General features: G+C 38.9%; 21 protein-coding genes, 1 pseudogene and 1 riboswitch. Of the genes and pseudogenes, 16 read left to right on the plus strand and 6 right to left on the minus strand.

What is annotated here, in order from left to right:
* Positions 1-59 precede the first annotated feature (59 nt).
* Positions 60-509, plus strand: coding sequence for a DUF1569 domain-containing protein (locus tag K3T81_RS11550; RefSeq protein ID WP_238020241.1), 450 nt, complete (start codon positions 60-62; stop codon positions 507-509).
* Between the two features lie 109 nt (positions 510-618).
* Here the strand turns inward: K3T81_RS11550 and K3T81_RS11555 are convergent, their stop codons facing one another.
* Complete coding sequence (locus K3T81_RS11555; protein WP_238020242.1) at positions 619-1,173, minus strand: cysteine hydrolase family protein; 555 nt, start codon at positions 1,171-1,173, stop codon at positions 619-621.
* A gap of 38 nt (positions 1,174-1,211) precedes the next feature.
* The gene (locus tag K3T81_RS11560) at positions 1,212-1,628 is read right to left on the minus strand and encodes a carboxymuconolactone decarboxylase family protein (protein ID WP_238020243.1); all 417 of its coding nucleotides are present in this window, start codon (positions 1,626-1,628) and stop codon (positions 1,212-1,214) included.
* A gap of 125 nt (positions 1,629-1,753) precedes the next feature.
* Between K3T81_RS11560 and K3T81_RS11565 the strand changes: the two genes are divergently transcribed.
* Positions 1,754-2,191 (plus strand): Lrp/AsnC family transcriptional regulator, encoded by a 438-nt coding sequence (locus K3T81_RS11565; RefSeq protein WP_238020244.1) that lies wholly within the window; start codon positions 1,754-1,756, stop codon positions 2,189-2,191.
* Between the two features lie 44 nt (positions 2,192-2,235).
* Here the strand turns inward: K3T81_RS11565 and K3T81_RS11570 are convergent, their stop codons facing one another.
* The 4 genes and pseudogenes from K3T81_RS11570 to K3T81_RS11585 form a co-directional block, all read right to left on the minus strand.
* Positions 2,236-2,919 (minus strand): hypothetical protein, encoded by a 684-nt coding sequence (locus tag K3T81_RS11570; protein WP_238020245.1) that lies wholly within the window; start codon positions 2,917-2,919, stop codon positions 2,236-2,238.
* An 85-nt stretch (positions 2,920-3,004) separates the two neighbouring features.
* Positions 3,005-4,489, minus strand: coding sequence for a UDP-N-acetylmuramoyl-L-alanyl-D-glutamate--2,6-diaminopimelate ligase (locus K3T81_RS11575; protein ID WP_238020246.1), 1,485 nt, complete (start codon positions 4,487-4,489; stop codon positions 3,005-3,007).
* Positions 4,490-4,555: 66 nt separating this feature from the next.
* Positions 4,556-5,101, minus strand: a pseudogene (locus tag K3T81_RS11580) (N-acetyltransferase family protein); the annotation flags it as partial.
* A 76-nt stretch (positions 5,102-5,177) separates the two neighbouring features.
* On the minus strand, positions 5,178-5,729 hold the full coding sequence (locus K3T81_RS11585; RefSeq protein ID WP_238020247.1) for a DUF3267 domain-containing protein: 552 nt from the start codon (positions 5,727-5,729) through the stop codon (positions 5,178-5,180).
* Positions 5,730-6,379: 650 nt separating this feature from the next.
* On the opposite strand from K3T81_RS11585, the gene K3T81_RS11595 reads away from it, so the two are divergent.
* From K3T81_RS11595 to K3T81_RS11660, 14 genes are all read left to right on the plus strand, one after another.
* A complete protein-coding gene (locus K3T81_RS11595; RefSeq protein WP_238020249.1) occupies positions 6,380-6,616 on the plus strand; it encodes a hypothetical protein in 237 nt (78 codons plus the stop codon).
* 49 nt (positions 6,617-6,665) lie between these two features.
* Positions 6,666-8,408: an adenine deaminase C-terminal domain-containing protein gene (locus K3T81_RS11600; protein WP_238020250.1), complete on the plus strand. Its 1,743-nt coding sequence runs from the start codon at positions 6,666-6,668 to the stop codon at positions 8,406-8,408.
* A 44-nt stretch (positions 8,409-8,452) separates the two neighbouring features.
* On the plus strand, positions 8,453-9,499 hold the full coding sequence (locus K3T81_RS11605; protein ID WP_238020251.1) for a DUF3048 domain-containing protein: 1,047 nt from the start codon (positions 8,453-8,455) through the stop codon (positions 9,497-9,499).
* A gap of 18 nt (positions 9,500-9,517) precedes the next feature.
* Positions 9,518-9,817: a YerC/YecD family TrpR-related protein gene (locus K3T81_RS11610; RefSeq protein WP_106895843.1), complete on the plus strand. Its 300-nt coding sequence runs from the start codon at positions 9,518-9,520 to the stop codon at positions 9,815-9,817.
* A gap of 99 nt (positions 9,818-9,916) precedes the next feature.
* Positions 9,917-11,254 (plus strand): beta-N-acetylhexosaminidase, encoded by a 1,338-nt coding sequence (gene nagZ, locus K3T81_RS11615; RefSeq protein WP_238020252.1) that lies wholly within the window; start codon positions 9,917-9,919, stop codon positions 11,252-11,254.
* 89 nt (positions 11,255-11,343) lie between these two features.
* Positions 11,344-11,453, plus strand: a riboswitch (TPP riboswitch).
* Positions 11,454-11,564: 111 nt separating this feature from the next.
* Positions 11,565-12,560, plus strand: coding sequence for an ABC transporter substrate-binding protein (locus K3T81_RS11620; protein WP_106895845.1), 996 nt, complete (start codon positions 11,565-11,567; stop codon positions 12,558-12,560).
* A 24-nt stretch (positions 12,561-12,584) separates the two neighbouring features.
* On the plus strand, positions 12,585-12,875 hold the full coding sequence (locus K3T81_RS11625) for a thiamine-binding protein (RefSeq protein ID WP_238020253.1): 291 nt from the start codon (positions 12,585-12,587) through the stop codon (positions 12,873-12,875).
* A gap of 44 nt (positions 12,876-12,919) precedes the next feature.
* Positions 12,920-13,687: an ABC transporter permease gene (locus tag K3T81_RS11630; RefSeq protein WP_238020354.1), complete on the plus strand. Its 768-nt coding sequence runs from the start codon at positions 12,920-12,922 to the stop codon at positions 13,685-13,687.
* A complete protein-coding gene (locus K3T81_RS11635) occupies positions 13,684-14,421 on the plus strand; it encodes an ABC transporter ATP-binding protein (RefSeq protein WP_238020254.1) in 738 nt (245 codons plus the stop codon). The genes K3T81_RS11630 and K3T81_RS11635 overlap by 4 nt, the downstream gene beginning before the upstream one ends.
* A complete protein-coding gene (locus K3T81_RS11640; RefSeq protein ID WP_238020255.1) occupies positions 14,421-15,200 on the plus strand; it encodes a TatD family hydrolase in 780 nt (259 codons plus the stop codon). Before K3T81_RS11635 ends, K3T81_RS11640 begins: the two co-directional genes overlap by 1 nt.
* A 457-nt stretch (positions 15,201-15,657) precedes the next feature.
* Positions 15,658-16,335 carry a heptaprenylglyceryl phosphate synthase gene (gene pcrB, locus K3T81_RS11645; protein ID WP_081779471.1) on the plus strand — a complete coding sequence of 226 codons (678 nt, stop codon included), beginning with the start codon at positions 15,658-15,660 and terminating at the stop codon, positions 16,333-16,335.
* A gap of 16 nt (positions 16,336-16,351) precedes the next feature.
* Entirely contained in the window at positions 16,352-18,571 is a 2,220-nt protein-coding gene (pcrA, locus tag K3T81_RS11650) for a DNA helicase PcrA (protein ID WP_036577281.1), read from the plus strand.
* 11 nt (positions 18,572-18,582) lie between these two features.
* Positions 18,583-20,586: an NAD-dependent DNA ligase LigA gene (gene ligA / locus K3T81_RS11655; RefSeq protein ID WP_238020256.1), complete on the plus strand. Its 2,004-nt coding sequence runs from the start codon at positions 18,583-18,585 to the stop codon at positions 20,584-20,586.
* Between the two features lie 14 nt (positions 20,587-20,600).
* Entirely contained in the window at positions 20,601-21,815 is a 1,215-nt protein-coding gene (locus K3T81_RS11660; RefSeq protein WP_238020257.1) for a CamS family sex pheromone protein, read from the plus strand.
* Positions 21,816-21,875 lie beyond the last annotated feature (60 nt).

Consider the following 21,875-nt stretch of genomic DNA (forward strand, 5'->3'; position numbering starts at 1 on the left):
TATATATTAAATATCAAAAGCAATAATTGATTAAGATCAAAAACTAAAGGAGCATTCTAATGGATAATATTTTTGATATCACATATACAGATGAAATATTAGCGCGTATCGAAAACTTAAATATAAATTCAGAACCGCAATGGGGAAAAATGGATGTCTCTCAAATGTTAGCTCATTGTTCATCTTTTCAAGATATCGCAATGGGATATTCTTTACCTCCAAGAGGTTGGCTAGGGATATTAGTAGGTAGATTTGCAAAACCCATTTTTTATAATGACAAACCCTTAGTCCACAATATGTCTACAATTCCATCTATCCTAATTACAAGTAAAAAAGATTTTGAAATAGAAAGAGACAAACTGAAGCAAAAAATTATAACATTTCAAAAGAATGGACCAGACGCTTGTACAAGGCACCCACATCCTTTTTTCGGAAGTCTGACTTCCGAACAATGGGGAAAAGGAATTTACAAACATCTTGACCACCATTTAAAACAATTTGGTGTTTAGCGGCAGGTGTTTAATTAGACAGTACCGTCTTAAAGTACTGATAGTGCAGTAACTTCAATAAAAAGAGCGTTAATCTTTCTTCGATTAACACCCCCGTTAGCTATCAAGCTCACTTAATAAATTTACTAAATAGTTGTTCTGTTGTAAGAATTGTAGCAAATTCATCATGCAATGTAGCTAATGAAATATCATGTATGGATTCGGCATCATAGTATTTTCCGTTTTGATCCTGTATACCAAATGATGCGGTTGCATCCGAAACTAAGTATGTATTAAAGCCCAAATTACCACTCATCCTTGTGGTTGTTGATACACAATGTGGCGTGGTCAGACCAGTTATTACAACAGTTGTAAATTTATTTGTTTTTAAAAAAGCTTCTAAATCTGTACCAATAAAGCTACTATTAACTTTCTTTGTTATTATTAAGTCATTACTTTCAGGCTCAACTATTTCCTTTATAGCATATCCCTCATTGTTAGGGTAAAATACCGATGTAGGATCATCAGACATATGTTGTATGTATATAACCTTCCAATCTTTTTCTCTCCATAATTTCAATATCTTGCTAATATTTTCTTCGGCATTATGATTATTTCGCTCTCCCCATTTTTCCTCATTAAATGCTTTTTGTACATCTACTATGATTAAAGCCTTTTTTTCCATACTGTTCCCCCCGAATCCTTTCACTTTAAATACTGACTTCACTTTTGTGTTGGTTTTAATTGCATCATCGCTCCAAAATATTGTGAAGCAGAAGTAAAAGAAATAAATGCACAAAGCTCACTTATTTCCTCCTCAGTAAAACCTTCATACAAGATTTTAAAAGTTGAATTTGGTATGCCACCCTTTTGTTTTAAAAATACCTCCGCAAACCCAACCGCAAGGGATATTTTTTCATCAAACTTATCCCAATCGGGTTTACCTTTCGTTTTACAATACTCACATTTATTACTTTGAGCTAACGTTCTCCTTACTTGTTCTTTTAATTCGAAAGATAGTAACCCATCATTTTCTAACACGCTTCCCAGTTGAGTCCACCCTTGCATTACTTCTATGTTATGTCCCAAAAGTCGTTGAAATGGTGTTTCTCCAAAACTTGATTCCTTGATTCTTGCCATTTAAAATCCCCCTTTGTTATATTATTAATTATAGAGGGTGTAAAGCTTAAATCACATTAAATCCCTAAAGAAATATTGAATAATTATTTTTAAAATTAACGAGATAGAGAGGGTTTTGTTTAAAAATGAAAACTGATGATATTGATAGGAGGATATTAGATGAACTACTTAATAATAGTCGTTTATCTATGAGTGAACTCGGAAGAAGAGTTAATTTATCTTCCCCTTCTGTAACAGAACGGGTTAGGCAGATGGAATCATTGGGTATTATAAAAGGCTATACACTAGAAATTGACTTTGAGAAATTAGGTCTACCTATCCAATGTATTATTGAAGCAACAATCAAAAACGGCAATTATAAGTCATTCAAAAGTTTAATTCAGAAACTTCCAAACGTAGAGTTTTGTTATCGTATTGCCGGAAATGCGTGTTATATGTTAAAAATGCACTTTGAGAACTTTTCAGAAGCGGAGCAATTTATTGATGAAGTAAACCCATATGCACAGACGGTAACACATTTTATCTTTTCAAAAGTTCCTACAGTTACGCGAACTAACACTTAGCCCGCTCCATATATATAATATTGGGGAGGTATTCTCATTAGTAATCAATACTTCAAATTTAGTTTAGTTACTGCATAAGGAGAGCGAAAAATAACATATTTACTATCAACCCATTTAGCATTATCCACTCCTAATACTTCTAAATTGTCGGCTTGAGTTCTATTGGTTATAATCTGTAATTGTTCACTACTTAATTGCTTCATTAATCCAAGGAAATTAGTTTTAATATAAAAATTATAGAAGTGGTGTGTCTCCCCGAGGGTTGCGTCTCTATGCTCTATAACTACGATGTCTTCACCTTTTGGTGACTCTACAGTTTCATAAGAATTACTCAAATCCACTATCAAATATATGAAAGCAAATGGAACTAAAAGAAGTAATATTAAAAATGCGATAATAGGTCCCCATAATTTTACTAGTTTTAACCCTTTTAACAAAACAAAAATAGCAATTAATGCAAGGAATGTTGGGAAAATAAAGCTTGTTGGCTTAAGAAAAATAAAATAATAATTTTGATTGGATAATACAATAACTAGTAAATCAACTAATGCTATTGTAACGATAAATATCTTTTGTGGGAGACTTAGCAATTTAAGTCTCCTGAAAATTTTATAATCCCTTTTTCCTTTTTTATTTGTTTTCTTATCTTCTCCATGCTTTCTATTAACAAACCTGAAAATAATTGCTACCAACCAAAGTATGATTAGGATAACAATAAAAGTATTCATTTATAACATCTCCTAGGTTAGACTAAATTTCTTCACTATAGGTATATTCCTTCAAGGAGATCCATTTTCCTAAGTTACCACTAAATTAACATTCTTTTTGTATTAAATATTTACGAGCTATTGCTCTATCATCAAATTCTATCGTTGTATCTTTAATTGATTGAGTAGTCTCATGTCCTTTTCCTGCAATAATAACAACATCTTTAGAATTAGCCATATTGATAACTCTTTTAATAGCTTCTTCTCGATTAACCAATACTTCATAGCTAGAGGAACTTATTTCTTTAAAGCCTTTTTCGATGTCACCTATTATACCTAAGGGATTCTCTGAGCGGGGATTATCAGAAGTAATAACTACAAAATCACTGTAATTACTAGCGATTTCTCCCATAATCGGACGCTTAGCTTTATCTCGATCTCCACCACAACCAAATACAGTAATTACGTTATTTTCTGCAAACTCTTTAACTGTTTTAAGTACATTTTCCAAAGCATCAGGTGTATGTGCATAATCAACCAATACGAGAAAATCTTGACCTTCATCAATTATCTCCATTCGACCATCAATGCTTTTAACTTGGGATAAACTTCTCTTTATACTATCAAGTGGAATGCCCTCAACTAATGCTGCTGCAATACCTGCTAATGCATTATAAACATTAAACCGTCCAATTAATTGGAGGTCTAACTCAACGTCACCTTTAAAAGTATTTATTAATAAATGAATACCTTGTGAAGTCATTCTAATACTTTTAGCTGTAACATCAGATTGATTGTTAATTCCATATGTAATAATTTCTGCTGATGTAATCTTTTTAAAGTACTCAAAATGAGAGTCATCTGCGTTTAAGATTGCATACTTCATGTCTTTGTCAGTAAACGAATTTCCAAGCTTTGAGAACAAAAGACCTTTAGCATCTTTATATTCATTAAAGGAATGATGATAATCCAAATGATCTTGTGTAAGGTTCGTAAAGACTGCCGTTCTAAAGTTACAGCCTGTAACACGTCCCATATCTAGCCCCTGAGATGATACTTCCATTACACAATAATCCGTATTGTAATCTCTCATTTTTCGGAGGTTGCCTTGTAGGATAGGGGGCTCTTGTGTGTTAATATCAGTTGGGTACATTTGCTGAGCTATCTTTACCCCGTTGTTTCCCATCAATCCAGTATTAAATCCAAAGTCGGAAAAAATCTTTTCAATAATGAAGGAGGTAGTGGTTTTTCCGTTTGTTCCAGTAATCCCTATTAGTTTCATTTCATCAGAAGGATAATTATGAAAATGAGTAGCGATAATGGCCATTGCATGCCTTGCATCTTTAACAAATATTTTCGGTACATTAATGTCCACATCTCTTTCGACTACTAGTGCAACGGCACCATTCCTAATTGCTTCCGATGCAAAGAGATGTCGATCTTCTAGAAAGCCTTCAATAGCAGGTACACAGATAAACAAATTTCCCTGTTCTATTTTTCTAGAATCCATTTGTAAACCTGTAATTTCAACATCCATGTTTCCTTGTGTTTCTTTTATCATAAACAGACTTGCTATTTCTTTTAGTCTCAAATTAGGGCACCTCTCTAGGAATTATATTGCGATACAATGATCTTTTAATTTGGGCTCACCTTAAGTTCAAAAACTGGTATCTTCGTGTTTAAATCGTCCCATCACAACAGTATTATAGTAATTACCATTAGACAGAAATTTGTCCTTTTTTAAAATACCTTCCACTTCAAAACCATATTTTTTATACAGAATTATAGCTTTATCATTTGTTTCAAGCACATGTAAAGTCATCTTTTTAATATCATTCGAGTCAGCCCAACGAACAGACTCTCCTAAGAGGTTTTTTCCTATACCGTAACCCCAGTAGTCTCTTAATACACAGACTCCGAATTCTACCTTATGAGAAGTTCTTTTTAATTTGTTCCCTTCACACCTGGAAAATCCTACAATCTTCTCATTAACTTCTGCAACTAAAAATAGGTTACTGGCACTCCTTGTATCCTCTGCAATAATTTGTTTAAAGTTTGGCTCATCTATGTATGCCTCGCCTTTTTCTCTATCTAGATTCTCTGTTTCCCCATCAATCTGGAGGCGCAGTTCAGACAAGCTTTTAGCATCCTCTTCTTGGGCAGACCTTACAGTATAATGTAAATTATTAACATGATACTTTTTTTGGGTTAAGCCTCATAATAAATTCCTCCATTGTTTAAGTTTAAACCTCAAACTAGTTACTTTGGCATAAAATTAATCAGTAGGTTTGTTTTAATATATGAACCGAATCACCATCATCTTTTATGCTATATGTACTTGGAAGACCTTTTAGTAAAATTACTGCCTGTAAGTCACCTCTTGAAGTATAGAGATTAAGCACCCACACATATAAGGCAAACCAGATTCCTGCTCCTGAAGTGATAAAAAATAGCAACGAACAAATAACACCTAAAACAATCATAGGTGCTAGGGTAATTATTATGTATGCACTTTTTGTGAAAATCGCTTCACTTTTAGCAAATATAAAAGGTCCACTAAAGCCATACTGTGGGCTTATTCCACTGTAACACCTCATCAAAATCCCATGTATCAATTCGTGTAAAACGATATACACAAATGTTGTAAGAAGGAATGCAAGTATTAACAAGGGAGTTTGTTTTATTAGATCAAATAATTCATGAAGTGGCACCAAATATTGTACAATCAGGGTACCAATCACAATAAGGCCAATTGTAATTGTATTTATTATCCTAGGAATTTTAATCTCTTCCCAATTCAGAGACTTTGATTTTTCGTAATTTGAATACATTTATCCTTCTCTCCTAAATGTTAATAAGTAATTTAATAGATAAACACTTACAAATAGCGTCTAAGTTCAATTGTCCTCTCCCAAAACGTAACCAACAATAAGATCAGCATTAGATTTTACAGTCATTAATATAAACTAACCGACATATTGGAGGAATAACTGATAAATTGCTATGCAAAATCCTAAAATACTTGCTTTCAATTTTGAAGGGTGGTTTCTTTTGTTAAGAAACAAGTATAGGATAACGGCTATAAAACCCAAGGGGAACCATAATTCAAATATACCCTCCTCAGTACTTTGGGAATAAATTGGAGTAATGTAAGTACTAATTAGAAAGTAAAAAAACACTCTAGAACGTTTGGATTCTAATTGTTTACCCCACCTTACTAATAAGAAAATGACGATAATAGCAATAACCGTAATGTGGAAAGGAGGTAAAACAATAGCAGAATTTCCAAAATCAAATACCATTTTGAATAGCCACCTTAAGCTTCTAAGCACATACCCCTTAATCAAATTACTAAGTTGTTAGATAAAGAGAGCATATTATTAGATGTTTTTAACTATATTTTACCATATTGTATTATCACTTTTAGATTTTTCTCAATATAATTATAAGATTACGACGATGGCATGGATCCATTTAAATAGTGCTAGTGGAACCACAACACCCAAAAGTGAAACCACAGCACCCAAAAGTGAAACCAGCACCGCAAAGTGAAACCAAAACACCGCAAAGTGAATCCACAGCACCCAAAAGTGAAACCAAAACACCGCAAAGTGAAACTACAGCACCACAAAGTGAAACCACAGCCCCAACCGACGCACCACACCAAATCCATTCACAAAATGGACATACCAATTTAATGGTAACTTTACAGTGTTAAAGTGTTATGTATGGTAAAATAAAGAAAAAGAAGTATTGGAGCGTTGTCTATGTTAGAGAATGGTTATTACTGGAGAAACCGTGAACTGAGAAAGCATGTCAGCGTGATTGATGGATTGGATAAGCCTGACCTGCTTTTAACGAATGCTGTTTATTTAAATGCGTATACGAAAGAGTGGATATCGGCAAACATTTGGATTGTTGATGATCGCATTGTCTATGTAGGGGAAAAGCTTCCTGCTAATACGGAGGATATAGAAACAATGGATTGTGCAGGGAAGTATCTTGTTCCAGGATATATCGAGCCACATGCCCACCCGTTCCAATTATATAATCCTGAACAGCTCGCGAATCATGTAGCACAAACAGGAACTACAACACTAGTAAATGATAACATTTTATGGTTATTGTTATTAAAGAAAAAGAAAGCGTTTTCTTTAATAAATGAACTACAAAAGCATCCTGTCTCCATGTATTGGTGGGCACGCTTTGATGCGCAAACGGAATTGAAGGATGACACACAACTTTTTAATACACAGGAGATCCTTTCATGGATAAAGCACCCAGCTGTCGTTCAGGGGGGAGAGCTGACTTCATGGCCTGATTTACTAGCAGGGGACGATCGGCTTCTACATTGGATACAGGAAACAAAACGTCAAGGCAAGCCGATAGAAGGCCATTTGCCTGGAGCTTCTGAAAAAACATTAACAAAGATGAAGCTATTGGGTGTAAATGCAGATCATGAATCCATGACGGGCGAGGATGTTATTCGTAGGTTGCGTCTTGGTTATCAGGTAGGGCTCCGCTATTCTTCTATTCGACCAGATTTGCCGCAGCTGCTTGAGGAACTGCTGGCTATGAATCTAAAAAGCTATGATAATCTTACAATGACCACGGATGGAGCTACTCCAGGTTTCTATGAAGACGGCATGATGAACGTATGTATTGAGATTGCGATAGAAAAAGGCGTTCCAATTGAAGAAGCCTATATGATGGCAAGCTATAATGCAGCAAAACATCTCAGCTTGGAGGAACAACTTGGAAGCATTGCACCAGGTCGAATTGCCAATATCAATATTCTTTCAGATAAGGATAATCCGCACCCTGAAAGTGTCTTGGCTAAGGGACAGTGGATTGTAAAAGATCATAGCTCCCAAGAGATTTCCAATGTAGTGAATTGGGAAGAATATGGGATAGGGAAACTAACCTATGATTGGGAGCTTACAGAAAATGAGTTGCAGTTTTCTGTGCCTATCGGACTTGATATGGTGAATGATGTCATTATAAAACCGTATGCGATCGATACAGACATTGCAACAGAACAGTTACCAGAAACGAAGAAGGATGCTTTCCTTCTCCTACTAGATCGAAAAGGGAAATGGCGTGTGAATACGACCATACGTGGTTTCACAGATCGCCTTGGCGGTATGGCAAGTTCTTATTCTACGACAGGTGACTTCATCTTTATTGGAAAAAATAAAGCCGATATTATCTTAGCAGGCAATCGATTAAAGGAATTAGGTGGAGGAATTGTGATCGTCCATGAAGGAGAAATTTTACTGGAGATCCCGCTCACACTCTCGGGCACCATGTATGATGGAAACATGCGGGACTTAATTGAGAAGGAAAAGCAGCTTAAAACGATATTAAAAGAATATGGTTATCCTTTTTCAGACCCGGTTTACTCGATATTTTTCTTATCTTCAACTCACCTCCCTCACATTCGGATAACACAGCAGGGGATTGTGGACGTGAAGAAAAAAGCAGTACTATTCCCAGCGACCATGTGTTAGCGTATAATGGAGTAAAATCTATGTTAACAAGGGTGTTGTAGAAAATGAAGAAAATCGTATGGATGCTAGTACTAGCATTCATCTTACTTGTAGGTTGCTCCGATAAAGAGAAACAGGAAGCGGACAACAATGAAACGAAGGATAACGATGTGCAAGAGAAAACAAGTCAACCTGAAGTTGCCAATGAAATTGTAGCTCCTTTGACAGGAGTGGCGATAGACGAACCAACTGATAACCGCATAGTCGCTGTGATGGTGAATAATCATTCCAAGGCAAGGCCGCAAACCGGATTGTCTAAAGCAGATCTTGTGTATGAAATATTAGCTGAAGGGCGAATCACACGTTTTCTTGCTATGTTTCAAAGTGAAATGCCGGATGTTGTTGGGCCTGTAAGAAGTGCACGGGAATATTACTTTAATTTGGCCAATGATTATAACGCACTTTATGTTTATCACGGGGCAGCAAATTTTGTTAATGATATGATTATGAACAGAGGAATTGAACATTTAAATGGATCCCTATATGATAATGATGGAAACTTGTTCAAGCGAGAATCATTCCGTAAGGCGCCACATAATTCCTATTTGCAGCTTGGGGCTGTATATGACGTTGCCAAAAGTAAAGGCTATGAGACAACTGCTGATATTGAGCCGCTTACTTTTGTGAAAAGCGATAAGGAGATTTCTGGTGATCCAGCTCAGCATGCAGAAATTGTTTATTCCGATCAACCAATGGAAATTGTCGAATATGACTATAGTGCAAGCGATGAAGTGTACACGCGCTATAATGACCGTGAACAAACAGTAGAACTGAACACAGAAGAGCCTATACAGGTAGCAAATGTATTGATAGTGGAAACCCCCCATGAAGTGATTGATGATGCTGGACGGAGGGCCGTCGACATGCAATCGGGGGGAAATGCATACCTTTTGCAAAAAGGAAAAGTACAACAGTTGCAATGGGAGAATAGAGAAGGAAGAATTGTTCCTGTAAAGGATGGAGAAATAGTGGGCTTTGTCCCAGGGAAAACTTGGATCAATGTTATTCCTACCAGTCCTGGATTAACCGAGTCCGTCAACATAACTAATTAGAAGCAGGAGGGCTTGTTTGTGCAAATAGATAAACTACGAGGAGAACAGCTCGATCAATTGTTCGATGCAATTCTTACACTAAAGGACCGGGAAGAATGCTACCGCTTTTTTGATGATATTGCGACAATGTCAGAGATCCATGCCATCTCCCAACGGCTACAAGTGGCAAAAATGCTAAGTGAAGGCCGTACCTACACGGTGATTGAACAGGAAACCAATGCTTCAACTGCAACCATATCGCGTGTGCGTAGATGTATTAATTATGGTAGCGAAGGATACAAGATGGTCTTAGGCCGACTTACAGATGAAGAGAAGTAGTAAACAAAGAGATGCTGGGTCATAGCCCGGCATCTCTTTGCTTATACTAAAGAATATAAAAACAAGAAGGCAACATATCGCTATACATGGGAGGACATCATGGGAATAAAAAATATTAAATGGAAAGCGATAGGAGTTTGTTTAGCTCTGATTTTCTTCACCGCGTTGGTGGGGTGTTCCCAGAATACAGACAACAGCGTGGAGCAAGAAATACAACAAAGGCAAGACAATAAAGGTGATGGGAATGAAGACGAAGGCAAAAGCAGTGCCCAAGATAATCCTACAGAAGAAGACGAAAAGGACTCCGAAGAATCCTCTGTAGATATGAAAGAAGCAGTTCAAGAAAAGATTTCTTCTATGACAATTAAAGAAAAAGTTGGCCAGATGCTTATGATTGGGTTTGAAGGTACCCAAGTGAATGATCAAACGAGGAATTTCATACAAGAAAATCATATCGGTGGAGTCATTTTGTTTGAAAGGAATATAACCGACTCAAAACAATTATTAAATTTGAACAGGGAACTAAAGGAATTGAACGCCGATTCTCAGGATATCCCTCTTTTTATTTCTGTAGATGAAGAAGGTGGGGTCGTATCAAGAATGCCTCCCAAAATAGTAAATTTACCAGACAGTAAGAAGATTGGTGATCTTAATAATACAGAGCTTGCATACCAAGTTGGGGAAGCGATTGGAGAAAGGGTAAACGCATTCGGGTTTAATGTAACAATGGCCCCTGTAATGGATGTTAATAGTAACCCAGATAACCCTATTATCGGAAAGAGAGCATTTGGTGATAACAAGGAGATTGTTTCGAAGATGGGCGTTGAAGAGATGAAAGGTATCCAATCAAAAGGCATCATTCCTGTCATCAAACATTTTCCAGGCCACGGGGATACAGATGTGGATTCCCACTTGGGCTTACCTGTAGTGCATAATAGTTTGGAAAGCATCCGAGAAATGGAATTGGTGCCATTCCAAAAAGCTATTGATCACCAAGCTGATATGACGATGGTTGCACATATACTGTTACCCGAGATAGATAATGAAGATCCCGCTTCCTTATCTAAAAATGTGGTCACCACTATGTTAAGAGAAGAATTGGGCTTTAACGGAGTAGCTATAACCGACGATATGACAATGGGGGCCATTTTAGAAAACTATGATATAGGTGATGCTACCGTAAAAGCGGTTCAAGCGGGAAATGATATTGTTTTAGTATGCCATGGTGATGAAAATAAATTGAAAGCTCTTCATAGCTTAACCAAGGCTGTGGAAAGTGGAGCTATTAAGGAAGAAAGAATCGATGAGAGTGTGAAGAGAATTTTACACCTAAAAGAAAAATACAACCTTTCCAGTACTTCTCCAAGCAATATAGAGCTGGATAAAATCAATCAGTCATCTGAAGAAATAATTCGTAAGCTTGAAGAAAATAAATAGTATTTTAAGGGTAATCCATCTAGACCTAACTTGTATTTTGTGTCAATCTATGGCAGAGTAAGAATGTAATGTTGTTAATTGAATAGTACGTTTCGATGTAGGGGGACCAGTGTTGCTGGTTGAGATCATATCCGTAAGATATAGACCCTTGGAACCTGATCTGGCTTAAACCAGCGTAGGGAACATATAGAAGTGAATGTGACGATATATGCGCCTGGGTGAGCCCTGAGCGCATTTTTTTGTGCATGAAAACAATATGTTCCTCCAAACAACAGCATTATGTGTCATAACAAAAAAGGAGGAAAGAAGAATGAAAAAGCTTTTACTTAGTATGGTTGTTTTGTTCACCTTGATCATTGCAGGTTGTAATCAAGAGGCAACAGGTAATGATCAAGAGGACATCAGTTTAAAGAAAGTGACAATGGTGCTCGATTGGACACCGAATACGAACCACACAGGATTATATGTTGCCCAAGCAGAAGGGTATTTTGAAGAAGAAGGGTTGGATGTAGAGATCACCTTGCCAGGTGAATCAGGGGCAGACCAGGTTGTGGCATCCGGAAAGGCTGAATTTGGGATAGGAGCACAAGAAGCTGTGACCGAAGCGCGTATCCAGGACATCCCAATTGTATCACTTGCTGCAATTATTCAGCATAATACATCGGGTTTTGCTTCCCCTGCGGATAAAGAAATTACGTCGCCTGCTGATTACGCCGGAAAAACATATGGTGGCTGGGGTGCACCTGTAGAGAAGGCAGTAATTGATTCATTAATGAAGCAGGAAGATGCCAGCGTAGAGGATGTCAATATTATAAACATGGGAAATACCGACTTTTTCACGGCTGTCGAAAGAGATGTTGATTTTGCCTGGATCTATTATGGATGGACTGGAGTGGAAGCAGAGTTACGCGATGTTGATTTGAATATGCAATATTTAACCGATTATAGTGACAAGCTAGATTACTATACTCCTGTTATCACCACGAATGAAAATCTGATAGAATCCGATCCAGAAACAATCCAAGCATTTATGAAAGCAGTGACGAAGGGGTATGAGTATGCAATCGACAACCCTGATAAAGCAGCTGATATTTTAATAGAGGCAGTGCCTGACTTAGACCCAGAATTGGTAAAAGCAAGTCAGGAATGGATCTCCCCGAAATATCAAGATGATGCTAACCAGTGGGGAGAGCAGGACGAGAAAGTTTGGCAGAATTACGGAGATTGGATGTATGAGAATGGACTATTGGAAAAAGAACTAGATGCCAGCAGTGCATATACAAATGAATTTTTACCAGAAAAATAGAATTGAATTGGAGTGTGAGGAATAATGGCAAATGCGTTAGTAAGTATACAAATTATCCCAAAAACTAAAAACGGTGAAGATAGTATTCCATATGTTGATGCGGCTATTGATGTAATTGAACAGTCAGGAGTTAAGTATCAGGTGAATCCGCTAGAGACCACAATGGAAGGGGAACTGACAGCGTTATTTTCCATCATCGAAAAAATGAATGAAAAAATGGCCAGCCTTGGATGTCCAAGCATAATTTCTCAAGTGAAGGTTTATTACAAGCCGGATGGAGCATCAATGGACGTGTTAACGGAAAAATACCGTTAAGAATGGAGGTGGAGGGTACTGCTTCTGGCAGTACCCTGATGATTATGAAAAAAATTGTGGAACAAGGATGGCGTCCTGTGTTGGTCGTTATCCTTTTACTTATTTTGTGGGAAGCTAGCAGTCGTTTGTTTGCTATTCCTGCTTGGTTACTGCCATCACCATTGACCATTATGGAAGAAGGGTTAAGCAGCTGGTCTAATTATGCACATCATCTTGTCTCAACCACAAAGCTATCAATAGTAGGATTTGTAATTGGTACAAGTATAGGATTGCTTATTGCTGTCTTATTACATTTGATGCCTCATGTACGGCAGGCGTTTTATCCATTGCTTATCCTATCCCAGAATATCCCGATCATTGTGCTAGCGCCATTGTTAATTATATGGTTTGGGTTTGGCGTCTTACCAAAATTATTTATCATTACCCTTGTTTGTTTCTTCCCGGTTGCGGTAGCGGCCTTGGATGGATTCCGCCAAACGAATGCTGAGATGAAGCATTATATGTACATGGCAGGCGCATCAAAACGGCAGGTTTTTTCGAAGCTAGAATTGCCACATGCGTTGCCAACTGTATTTTCTGGTTTAAAAATATCTGCTACTTACAGTGTGATGGGTGCAGTCATTTCGGAATGGCTAGGTGCCAACAAGGGCATCGGAGTATATATGACATTGGCACAGTCCTCTTTTAGAACAGACCGGGTATTTGTAGCGATATTTTTCATCATGCTGTTATGTTTGCTATTTTTTAGTTTCATTATTGCACTGGAAAGGTTTTGCATTAAAGGACAACCAGGACAGGAGGCGAAATCATGAGTGAACTTAAAGTAAGCGAAGTATCCAAGTCATTCGGGGAGAAAAAAGTACTTCAGTCTGTTTCCTTTTCTGTAAAAGAAGGTGAATTTGTATCCTTGCTTGGTCCTTCTGGGAGTGGGAAGAGTACACTGTTTCATTTAATTGGAGGCTTATATACACCGGATGAAGGCGAATTATATTTAGGTGGAGAAAACATTAACGGAAAGCGTGGGAAAATCAGCTATACACCACAGAGCCCTTCTTTGTTTCCATGGCGTACAGTGCTCGATAATGTCGTTCTCGGTGAAGAGTTACATGCAAAGCCTAATAAAGAAAGGGCAAGCGCCATGCTGGAGAGGGCAGGTCTTGCAGATTATGTGAATGCCTACCCCCATCAGTTGTCAGGTGGGATGCGACAGCGCGCTGCTTTTGTTAGATCCTTGCTCAGTCCGCAGCCTTTCATTTGTCTGGACGAACCATTTTCTGCCTTAGATGAATTTACAAGACTCGACATGCAAAAATGGCTGCTGTCCATTTGGGAAGAAAACCGTAAATCTGTTTTATTTGTTACACACAATATAGAGGAAGCCATTTACTTATCTGAGCGAGTATTAGTGTTATCCAGCAATCCCGCCACAGTGAAGCGGGAGTTTACAATTCCTTTCGAGCGCCCTCGTCGAGAAGAACTCGTACTGACGGAAGAATTTTTAGATTGGAAAAAACAAATTTACCATGAGTTGCGGAGTGAAGCATAATGCGAGCTGTTATCGATGCCCATATTCATTTGGATATGTATACCAAACAAGAGCAGCAAAGGATATTGCAAGATTTAAATGATGCGAATGTGGAGGCGCTGATTTGTGTGTCGAACCACTTGCAGTCTGCTCAAAGGCTTTTAGGGATAGAGAAAGAGGACGTGCGGGTAAAGCCGGCCATAGGTTACCATCCAGAGCAAGAATTGCCAACGGAGGAAGAACAGGCCGCTCTATGGGAATTAATGGATCAAGAACAACATAGGTTCGTGGCAATCGGCGAGGTTGGCTTACCGTATTATACGCGAAAGGAGAATCCTGCATTCGACCTGAGCGCGTACGTTGATCTTTTGGAGCGGTTTATCAGAAAAGCAACCCAACTTAATAAGCCTATTGTGCTACACGCTGTGTATGAGGATGCACCACTTGTTTGTGACTTGCTGGAGGCATACCAGGTGAAAAAGGCGCACTTTCACTGGTTTAAAGGAGATAAGCAGACAGTGGAGCGAATGATTAAAAATGGCTATTATATTTCCATAACGCCTGACTGCTTGTATGAAGCGGAAATTCAGCAATTGATTTCTATTTATCCATTAGAGCAAATAATGGTGGAGACGGACGGGCCATGGCCGTTTGAAGGAGAATTTGAAGGCAGGCCTACACATCCTCACATGCTGCATCGCATCGTTGAAAAAATAGCCTATTTAAAAAAGATCGATGAAGGGCAAGTTTATAGCCAGTTATATAGGAATACAAAAGAATTTTATAACCTCATAGATTAGTGTGAAGTGTGAGGGCCACGCGTGGCGTTTTCATAAAGTCGCGTGTCGCTCTCAAAGTCGCTTGTCACCTTCGCAAAAAGGCGCATCTCCATCAAAAGAAACGCACCGCTCCAGCAAACAGACGCGGCCCTCACCAAAAGAGACGCACCAATCCAGCAAAGAGACGCGGCCCTCACCAAAAGAGACGCACCAATCCAGCAAAGAGACGCAACTCCCACCAAAAGAGACGCACCGATCCAGCAAAGAGACGCAGCCCTCACCAAAACAGACGCACCAATCCAGAGAAGAGACGCAGCCCCCACCAAAACAGACGCGCCACCCATCCAAAACCCAGCTCCATCACCACCCACGACAGCTTCTAAAAAATTTCACCCTTATCCCTAAATTCCGCTAGGTTTTTTTGGTATAATAAAGTAATGGATTAAGTTAATGGAGGATTAACAATTTGTATACTACAATGAACGAATGGAAGCATATATTTAAACTCGACCCTGCCAAGGAAATCTCGGATGAACATTTAGAAATGATTTGTGAATCAGGAACAGACGCTGTGATTGTTGGTGGAACAGATGACATCACATTGGACGGGGTACTTGATTTGCTTGCCCGTGTCCGCAGATATACTGTCCCATGTATTTTAGAAATTTCCTCAATGGACGCGATCACCCCAGGATTTGATTATTACTATATCCCTATGGTTCTGAATTCAAAAGAGAAGAAGTGGATGATGGATATCCAACATCAGGCGATTAAAGAGTTTGTCGACATGATGGAATATAGTGAGATTTTGTTTGAAGGATATTGCATTTTGAATGAGGAAGCCAAGGCTTTTACCCATACAAACAGTTACTTACCGGATGAAGAAGATGTCATTGCATATGCATATATGGCGGAAAAAGTCTTCCACTTACCGGTTTTTTATATGGAGTACAGCGGCAAATATGGTGACCCCGAGCTTGTGAAAAAAGTGAAGCAACAGCTTGATGAAACAAAGCTTTTTTACGGTGGAGGAATTGAGACGGTGCAACAGGCACGAGATATGAAAGAGAATGCTGATGTGATTATTGTCGGCAATATTATATATACAGACATTAAAAAAGCAATAAAAACAGTAAAAGCAATAAAAGATAATTGAGTTAGGCGGTGGAAGTATGAGTCAGACGATGGATGACTTATTAAAAGGATTAAATAAAGAACAGCAAGAGGCAGTGAAACATACAGAAGGTCCCTTGCTAATCATGGCAGGTGCGGGGAGTGGTAAAACCCGCGTGCTTACACATCGAATTGCTTATCTACTTGGTGAGAAAGAAGTAGCAGCTCGCAATGTGCTTGCGATTACCTTTACGAACAAAGCTGCAAGAGAGATGAAGGATCGTGTCCGCAAACTAGTTGGCCCGGAAAGTGAGTATATGTGGGTATCCACATTCCACTCTATGTGTGTACGTATTCTTCGCAGAGACATCGATCGGATCGGCTATAACCGTAATTTTAGTATTTTGGACAGTGGGGACCAGCTATCTGTAATCAAACAGATTTTAAAAAACCTGAACATTGATCCAAAGAAATTTGACCCTCGCGCGATGCTGGGACAAATTAGTGCAGCTAAGAACGAACTAATAACTGCAGCTGAATACAATAAGAATGTCGGTAATTTCTTTGATCGACAAGTCGGACAAATTTATGAATCATATGAAAAAATATTGAAAAAGAATCAATCTCTAGATTTTGATGACTTGATCATGCAGACGATTCATTTATTCAAACGTGTTCCTGAAGTCTTGGAATATTATCAACGCAGATTTCAATACATTCATGTCGATGAGTACCAGGATACAAACCATGCCCAATATTTTCTTGTTAAACAACTTGCGAGTCGTTTCCAAAACCTGTGTGTAGTGGGGGATTCCGATCAGTCAATTTATCGCTGGCGTGGTGCAGATATTTCGAACATTTTATCCTTTGAAAAAGACTATCCAACATCACGGACCGTTTTCTTAGAGCAAAATTACCGTTCGACTAAATCAATTTTATCTGCTGCTAATAAAGTGATTGAAAACAACTCTGGCCGAAAACCAAAGAATCTTTGGACGGAAAATCCAGACGGGAAAAACATTCACTACTTCCAAGGTGCAACAGAACAGGAAGAAGCCCTATTTATTACAGATAAAATTCAAGAGCTGACCCGCCGTGAAGGTTTCTCTCCGGGAGATGTGGCAATTTTATATCGTACCAATGCACAGTCTCGTGCGGTCGAGGATACATTAATGAAATCCAATATTTCCTACCAAATGGTTGGAGGAACAAAGTTCTACGAGCGAAAAGAAATTAAAGATATGGTTGCCTATTTGCGCCTTATTACAAATCCTGATGATGATTTGAGCTTTGAGCGGGTAGTAAATGTACCGAAGCGAGGCATTGGAAAAACATCTATCGACCGTTTGCGTGAGCACGCTGCTACGCATGATATCTCCTTTAACGAAGCGGTAAAAGAGGTAGATTTCACCGGTGTTTCCAAGAAGGCAGCCAATGCTTTAGCGCAGTTTGGCCAGCTCATCCAATCGCTTTCCCAACAACAGGAGTTTCTAACTGCTACAGATATGGTTGAAGCAGTCCTCGAACGGACAGGCTATGAAGAAATGCTGAAAAACGAGCGTACCATCGAGTCACAAAGCCGTCTGGAAAACTTAGAAGAATTTATGACAGTAACAAAAGATTTTGAAGCAACCGCAGAAGATAAAACATTGGTCGCGTTTCTTACAGATCTTGCTTTAATTGCAGATATTGATCGTGTGGATGAAGAAGATCCGGATAATGAGGAAAAGATAACCTTAATGACCTTGCATGCGGCCAAAGGATTAGAATTCCCTGTCGTCTTCTTGATAGGGATGGAGGAAAATGTCTTCCCACATAGTCGTTCCATGTTTGATAACGATGAGATGGAAGAAGAGCGCAGACTCGCCTATGTAGGAATTACGAGAGCTGAACAGCAGCTTTATCTGACGCATGCAAAAATGCGTACCTTGTATGGTCGTACAAACATGAACCCGATTAGCCGTTTCATCGGTGAAATACCGGAAGAATTAATTGAAGGCATTGAACAAGCGAAGTCGTCTATGTTTGGTAGCCCTCTCGGCCAACCGAAAGATAAACCTGCACCATTAAAACGGAAAGCAGAGCGCATGCAGAAAACAACGGGTGCAGAAAGCGAAACATGGGGACCAGGAGACAAAGCAAATCACAAAAAATGGGGAACTGGGACTGTCGTTAAAGTTCAAGGTGAAGGGGAAGCAATGGAACTGGATATTGCCTTTCCTGCACCAACTGGAATTAAGCGAGTTCTAGCTAAATTTGCCCCAATTACGAAACAATAGGAGGTGCTTGGATGGATCAGCAGCAAGCACAGAAAGAAATCGAAGCATTACGAGAAGTATTAAATCAATATGGTTATGAGTATTACGTGTTAGATAAACCAAGTGTTCCAGATGTGGAGTATGATCAAAAGCTCCAGGAATTACGCAAACTAGAAGAAGAATTTCCTGAACTTGTTACCCAGGATTCGCCTACTCAAAGGGTAGGCGGAGAACCACTGGAAGCTTTTCAAAAGGTAGAGCATAAAGTACCGATGCTCAGCCTCGGAAATGCATTTAATGAACAGGATTTGCGCGACTTTGCTAAGAGAGCAGCGCAGGGAACAGATGAGCCTGTCAGCTTTGTCTGTGAACTGAAAATTGATGGGCTCGCCATTTCCCTTACTTATGAGAATGGAAAGTTCATCCTTGGCTCTACGCGCGGAGATGGGTCAATAGGTGAAAATATCACAAGCAATTTAAGAACGATCCGGAGCATTCCTTTAACGATAAAGGAAAAAGAAAATCTGGAAGTACGTGGAGAAGCCTATATGCCCCATAAATCATTCCTAGCATTGAATGAAGCAAGGGAAGAGAAAGAGGAAGAGCCGTTCGCGAATCCACGCAATGCGGCAGCAGGATCACTAAGACAATTAGACCCAAAAATTGCTGCTAAGCGTAACCTTGATATCTTTTTGTATGGCGTTGGGGAGTGGAATAACAGTAACCTGACAAGTCATAGTGATAGACTCGAAGCGCTAAGCAAGCTTGGTTTTAAAACAAATCCAGAATGGAGAAAATGCGAAACCATCGAAGAAGTGCTCGAGTATGTTGAATACTGGACAAACGAGCGTCCCCATTTAAGCTATGAAATAGATGGGATTGTCGTGAAGGTTGATAATCTTGATCAGCAAGAAGAGCTTGGTTATACAGCAAAAAGCCCGCGATGGGCCATTGCATATAAATTCCCGGCAGAAGAAGCTGTAACGAGATTAACAGACATAGAATTAAGTGTAGGACGAACAGGTGTAGTAACACCTACCGCCATCCTGGAGGCTGTAAAAGTAGCTGGTACTACTGTGAAAAGAGCTTCCTTGCATAACGAAGACCTGATCCGTGAGCAGGATATTCGTATAGGAGATACGGTGGTCATTAAAAAAGCTGGCGATATTATTCCAAAAGTAGTGCGTGTACTTACTGAAAAACGTACAGGTGATGAAGAAGAATTTCACATGCCAACAGAATGTCCAGCATGTGGAAGTGAGTTAGTGCGACTAGAAGAGGAAGTGGCCTTGCGCTGCATTAACCCAAATTGCCCGGCTCAACTGAAGGAAGGGCTCATTCATTTTGTTTCTCGCAATGCGATGAACATTGATGGACTTGGAGAAAAGGTAATCATCCAGCTTTTCCAAGAAAACTTAGTAAAAACCATCGCGGATATCTACCGCTTAAAACGTGAAGCATTACTTGAACTCGAACGAATGGGCGAGAAGTCTGCAGACAATTTGCTTCAGGCAATTGAGGTATCAAAGGATAATTCACTTGAAAAGCTATTATTTGGTCTTGGGATACGATTTGTTGGTTCTAAAGCAGCCAAAACGCTTGCTACAGAATTTGTAACAATGAAGAATATTCAACAAGCAAGCTATGAAGATTTGATTGCTGTAGACGAAATCGGCGATAAAATGGCTGATTCGATCGTTCAATATTTCCAAGAGGAAAAGGTAATTATTCTAGTCAACGAGCTTCGAGAGCTTGGTATTAATATGGAGTATAACGGGCCGAAACGTCCAGAGGCAGATGAAGATTCGATATTTGCAGGAAAAACGATCGTTCTTACTGGGAAAATGGAAAAATTCACACGGACGGAAGCAAAAGAACGGATTGAGGCAAAAGGCGGATCTGTGACAGGAAGTGTTAGTAAAAAAACAGATATTCTGATCGCCGGTGAAGATGCTGGGTCGAAGTATGACAAAGCACAGAAGCTTGGCATCACGATATGGGATGAGCAGGAATTAGAGACTGCTCTTGAGAAATAGGGGAGTGTAATGAAATGAAGAAATGGAGCATATGTCTGCTGGGCGCACTTCTACTTATTACGGCATGTTCACCGGATACCAATGAAGAAGTCGTGCAAGAAGAGGATACGCAACAAGAAACATCGATTGTACCGAGCTACCAGCTTTCAGATGAAAACTATAAAATGATTCTTCCATATGAGCCTAGCAAGGCAAGGGGCGTTATTGTAAACCAGGTAGCAAACCGTATGGATATTGATGAAATGGAAGAAGGATTGCGGAGGCACTCCAAAGAAGTGTATGACCCGAGCAAGTACTTCTTTCAAGAAGGACAGTATTTAGATGAAGATACAGTTTATGATTGGTTAGGCCGGGAATTGACCGAAAGCCAATTAGAAGAAGCTGTAGCAGATAGAATAGACTATTTAGAGGAAAATAAAATGACGGTAAATGAGGAGAATATCCGCCGTGAATTCCAACTGGGATTAAACCCACCAATTGAAGATGAATACAATCAAGAGGAGCAGGAAGCTAATCCAAAATATCTTTCCCATATTCTAGAACATAACTTTTTATCAAAGAATGAAGATAACACAGTTAAGCTAGAAGGAATTTCAATTGGTCTTGCAATGAAATCAGTTTACCGTTTCCAGACTAAAAAAGATGGACCTTATAGCTATCTAGATATCTCTCAAAGTGAGATGATGGAACAGGCCACAGTCATTGCAGAGAAAGTGGTAAATCGTATTCGCAATATGGAAGGGCTTGAAAATGTTCCGATCATGATTGCAGTATATAGAGAGCAGGAACGTAGCTCCCCAATTCCAGGGAATTATGTAGCAAAAATGAATGTAGCCGGTGGAGAAACATCATTGAGCGATTGGGATAACATAAATGAGCAACATGTTTTATTCCCATCAGATGAAGGTAAGAAAGAATACTTTGATGATCATGAATTAGTAACCAGCTTTGGTAATGAGATTGCCAATTACTTTCCTAACTATGTAGGTATTATAGGAGAAGGCTTCTATATAAATGATGAATTAAAGAAGTTGACAATTGAGATTCCTATTGAGTTTTACGGAAAAGCCGAGGTAATAGGGTTTAGCCAATATGCGTATGGACTTGTGCAGGATATGTTTGAGGATTATTATGATCTCGAATTGATGATCACCTCAAGCGATAAAGTAGAAAGTACAATCTTTCGTGAGGCAGGGTCCGATACACCAACCGTTCGTATTTTCCATTAAGAAAAAAGATTCGTTGAAGTCTGACAATAAATCGGGTAAAATAAGGGGTGGACATGCGCC

Origin of the sequence: Oceanobacillus jordanicus (genome assembly GCF_022095695.1) — a bacterium.
GTDB classification, from domain to species: Bacteria; Bacillota; Bacilli; order Bacillales; family Amphibacillaceae; genus Oceanobacillus_B; species Oceanobacillus_B jordanicus.

What these genes read in the sequence shown, in the direction of transcription:
- K3T81_RS11550 (WP_238020241.1), top strand. Translation starts at nt 60, where the DNA reads ATGGATAATATTTTTGATATCACATATACAGATGAAATATTAGCGCGT.
- K3T81_RS11555 (WP_238020242.1), bottom strand. Translation starts at nt 1,173, where the DNA reads ATGGAAAAAAAGGCTTTAATCATAGTAGATGTACAAAAAGCATTTAAT.
- K3T81_RS11560 (WP_238020243.1), bottom strand. Translation starts at nt 1,628, where the DNA reads ATGGCAAGAATCAAGGAATCAAGTTTTGGAGAAACACCATTTCAACGA.
- K3T81_RS11565 (WP_238020244.1), top strand. Translation starts at nt 1,754, where the DNA reads ATGAAAACTGATGATATTGATAGGAGGATATTAGATGAACTACTTAAT.
- K3T81_RS11570 (WP_238020245.1), bottom strand. Translation starts at nt 2,919, where the DNA reads ATGAATACTTTTATTGTTATCCTAATCATACTTTGGTTGGTAGCAATT.
- K3T81_RS11585 (WP_238020247.1), bottom strand. Translation starts at nt 5,729, where the DNA reads ATGTATTCAAATTACGAAAAATCAAAGTCTCTGAATTGGGAAGAGATT.
- K3T81_RS11600 (WP_238020250.1), top strand. Translation starts at nt 6,666, where the DNA reads ATGTTAGAGAATGGTTATTACTGGAGAAACCGTGAACTGAGAAAGCAT.
- K3T81_RS11605 (WP_238020251.1), top strand. Translation starts at nt 8,453, where the DNA reads ATGAAGAAAATCGTATGGATGCTAGTACTAGCATTCATCTTACTTGTA.
- nagZ (WP_238020252.1), top strand. Translation starts at nt 9,917, where the DNA reads ATGGGAATAAAAAATATTAAATGGAAAGCGATAGGAGTTTGTTTAGCT.
- K3T81_RS11620 (WP_106895845.1), top strand. Translation starts at nt 11,565, where the DNA reads ATGAAAAAGCTTTTACTTAGTATGGTTGTTTTGTTCACCTTGATCATT.
- K3T81_RS11625 (WP_238020253.1), top strand. Translation starts at nt 12,585, where the DNA reads ATGGCAAATGCGTTAGTAAGTATACAAATTATCCCAAAAACTAAAAAC.
- K3T81_RS11630 (WP_238020354.1), top strand. Translation starts at nt 12,920, where the DNA reads ATGAAAAAAATTGTGGAACAAGGATGGCGTCCTGTGTTGGTCGTTATC.
- K3T81_RS11635 (WP_238020254.1), top strand. Translation starts at nt 13,684, where the DNA reads ATGAGTGAACTTAAAGTAAGCGAAGTATCCAAGTCATTCGGGGAGAAA.
- K3T81_RS11640 (WP_238020255.1), top strand. Translation starts at nt 14,421, where the DNA reads ATGCGAGCTGTTATCGATGCCCATATTCATTTGGATATGTATACCAAA.
- pcrB (WP_081779471.1), top strand. Translation starts at nt 15,658, where the DNA reads ATGAACGAATGGAAGCATATATTTAAACTCGACCCTGCCAAGGAAATC.
- pcrA (WP_036577281.1), top strand. Translation starts at nt 16,352, where the DNA reads ATGAGTCAGACGATGGATGACTTATTAAAAGGATTAAATAAAGAACAG.
- ligA (WP_238020256.1), top strand. Translation starts at nt 18,583, where the DNA reads ATGGATCAGCAGCAAGCACAGAAAGAAATCGAAGCATTACGAGAAGTA.
- K3T81_RS11660 (WP_238020257.1), top strand. Translation starts at nt 20,601, where the DNA reads ATGAAGAAATGGAGCATATGTCTGCTGGGCGCACTTCTACTTATTACG.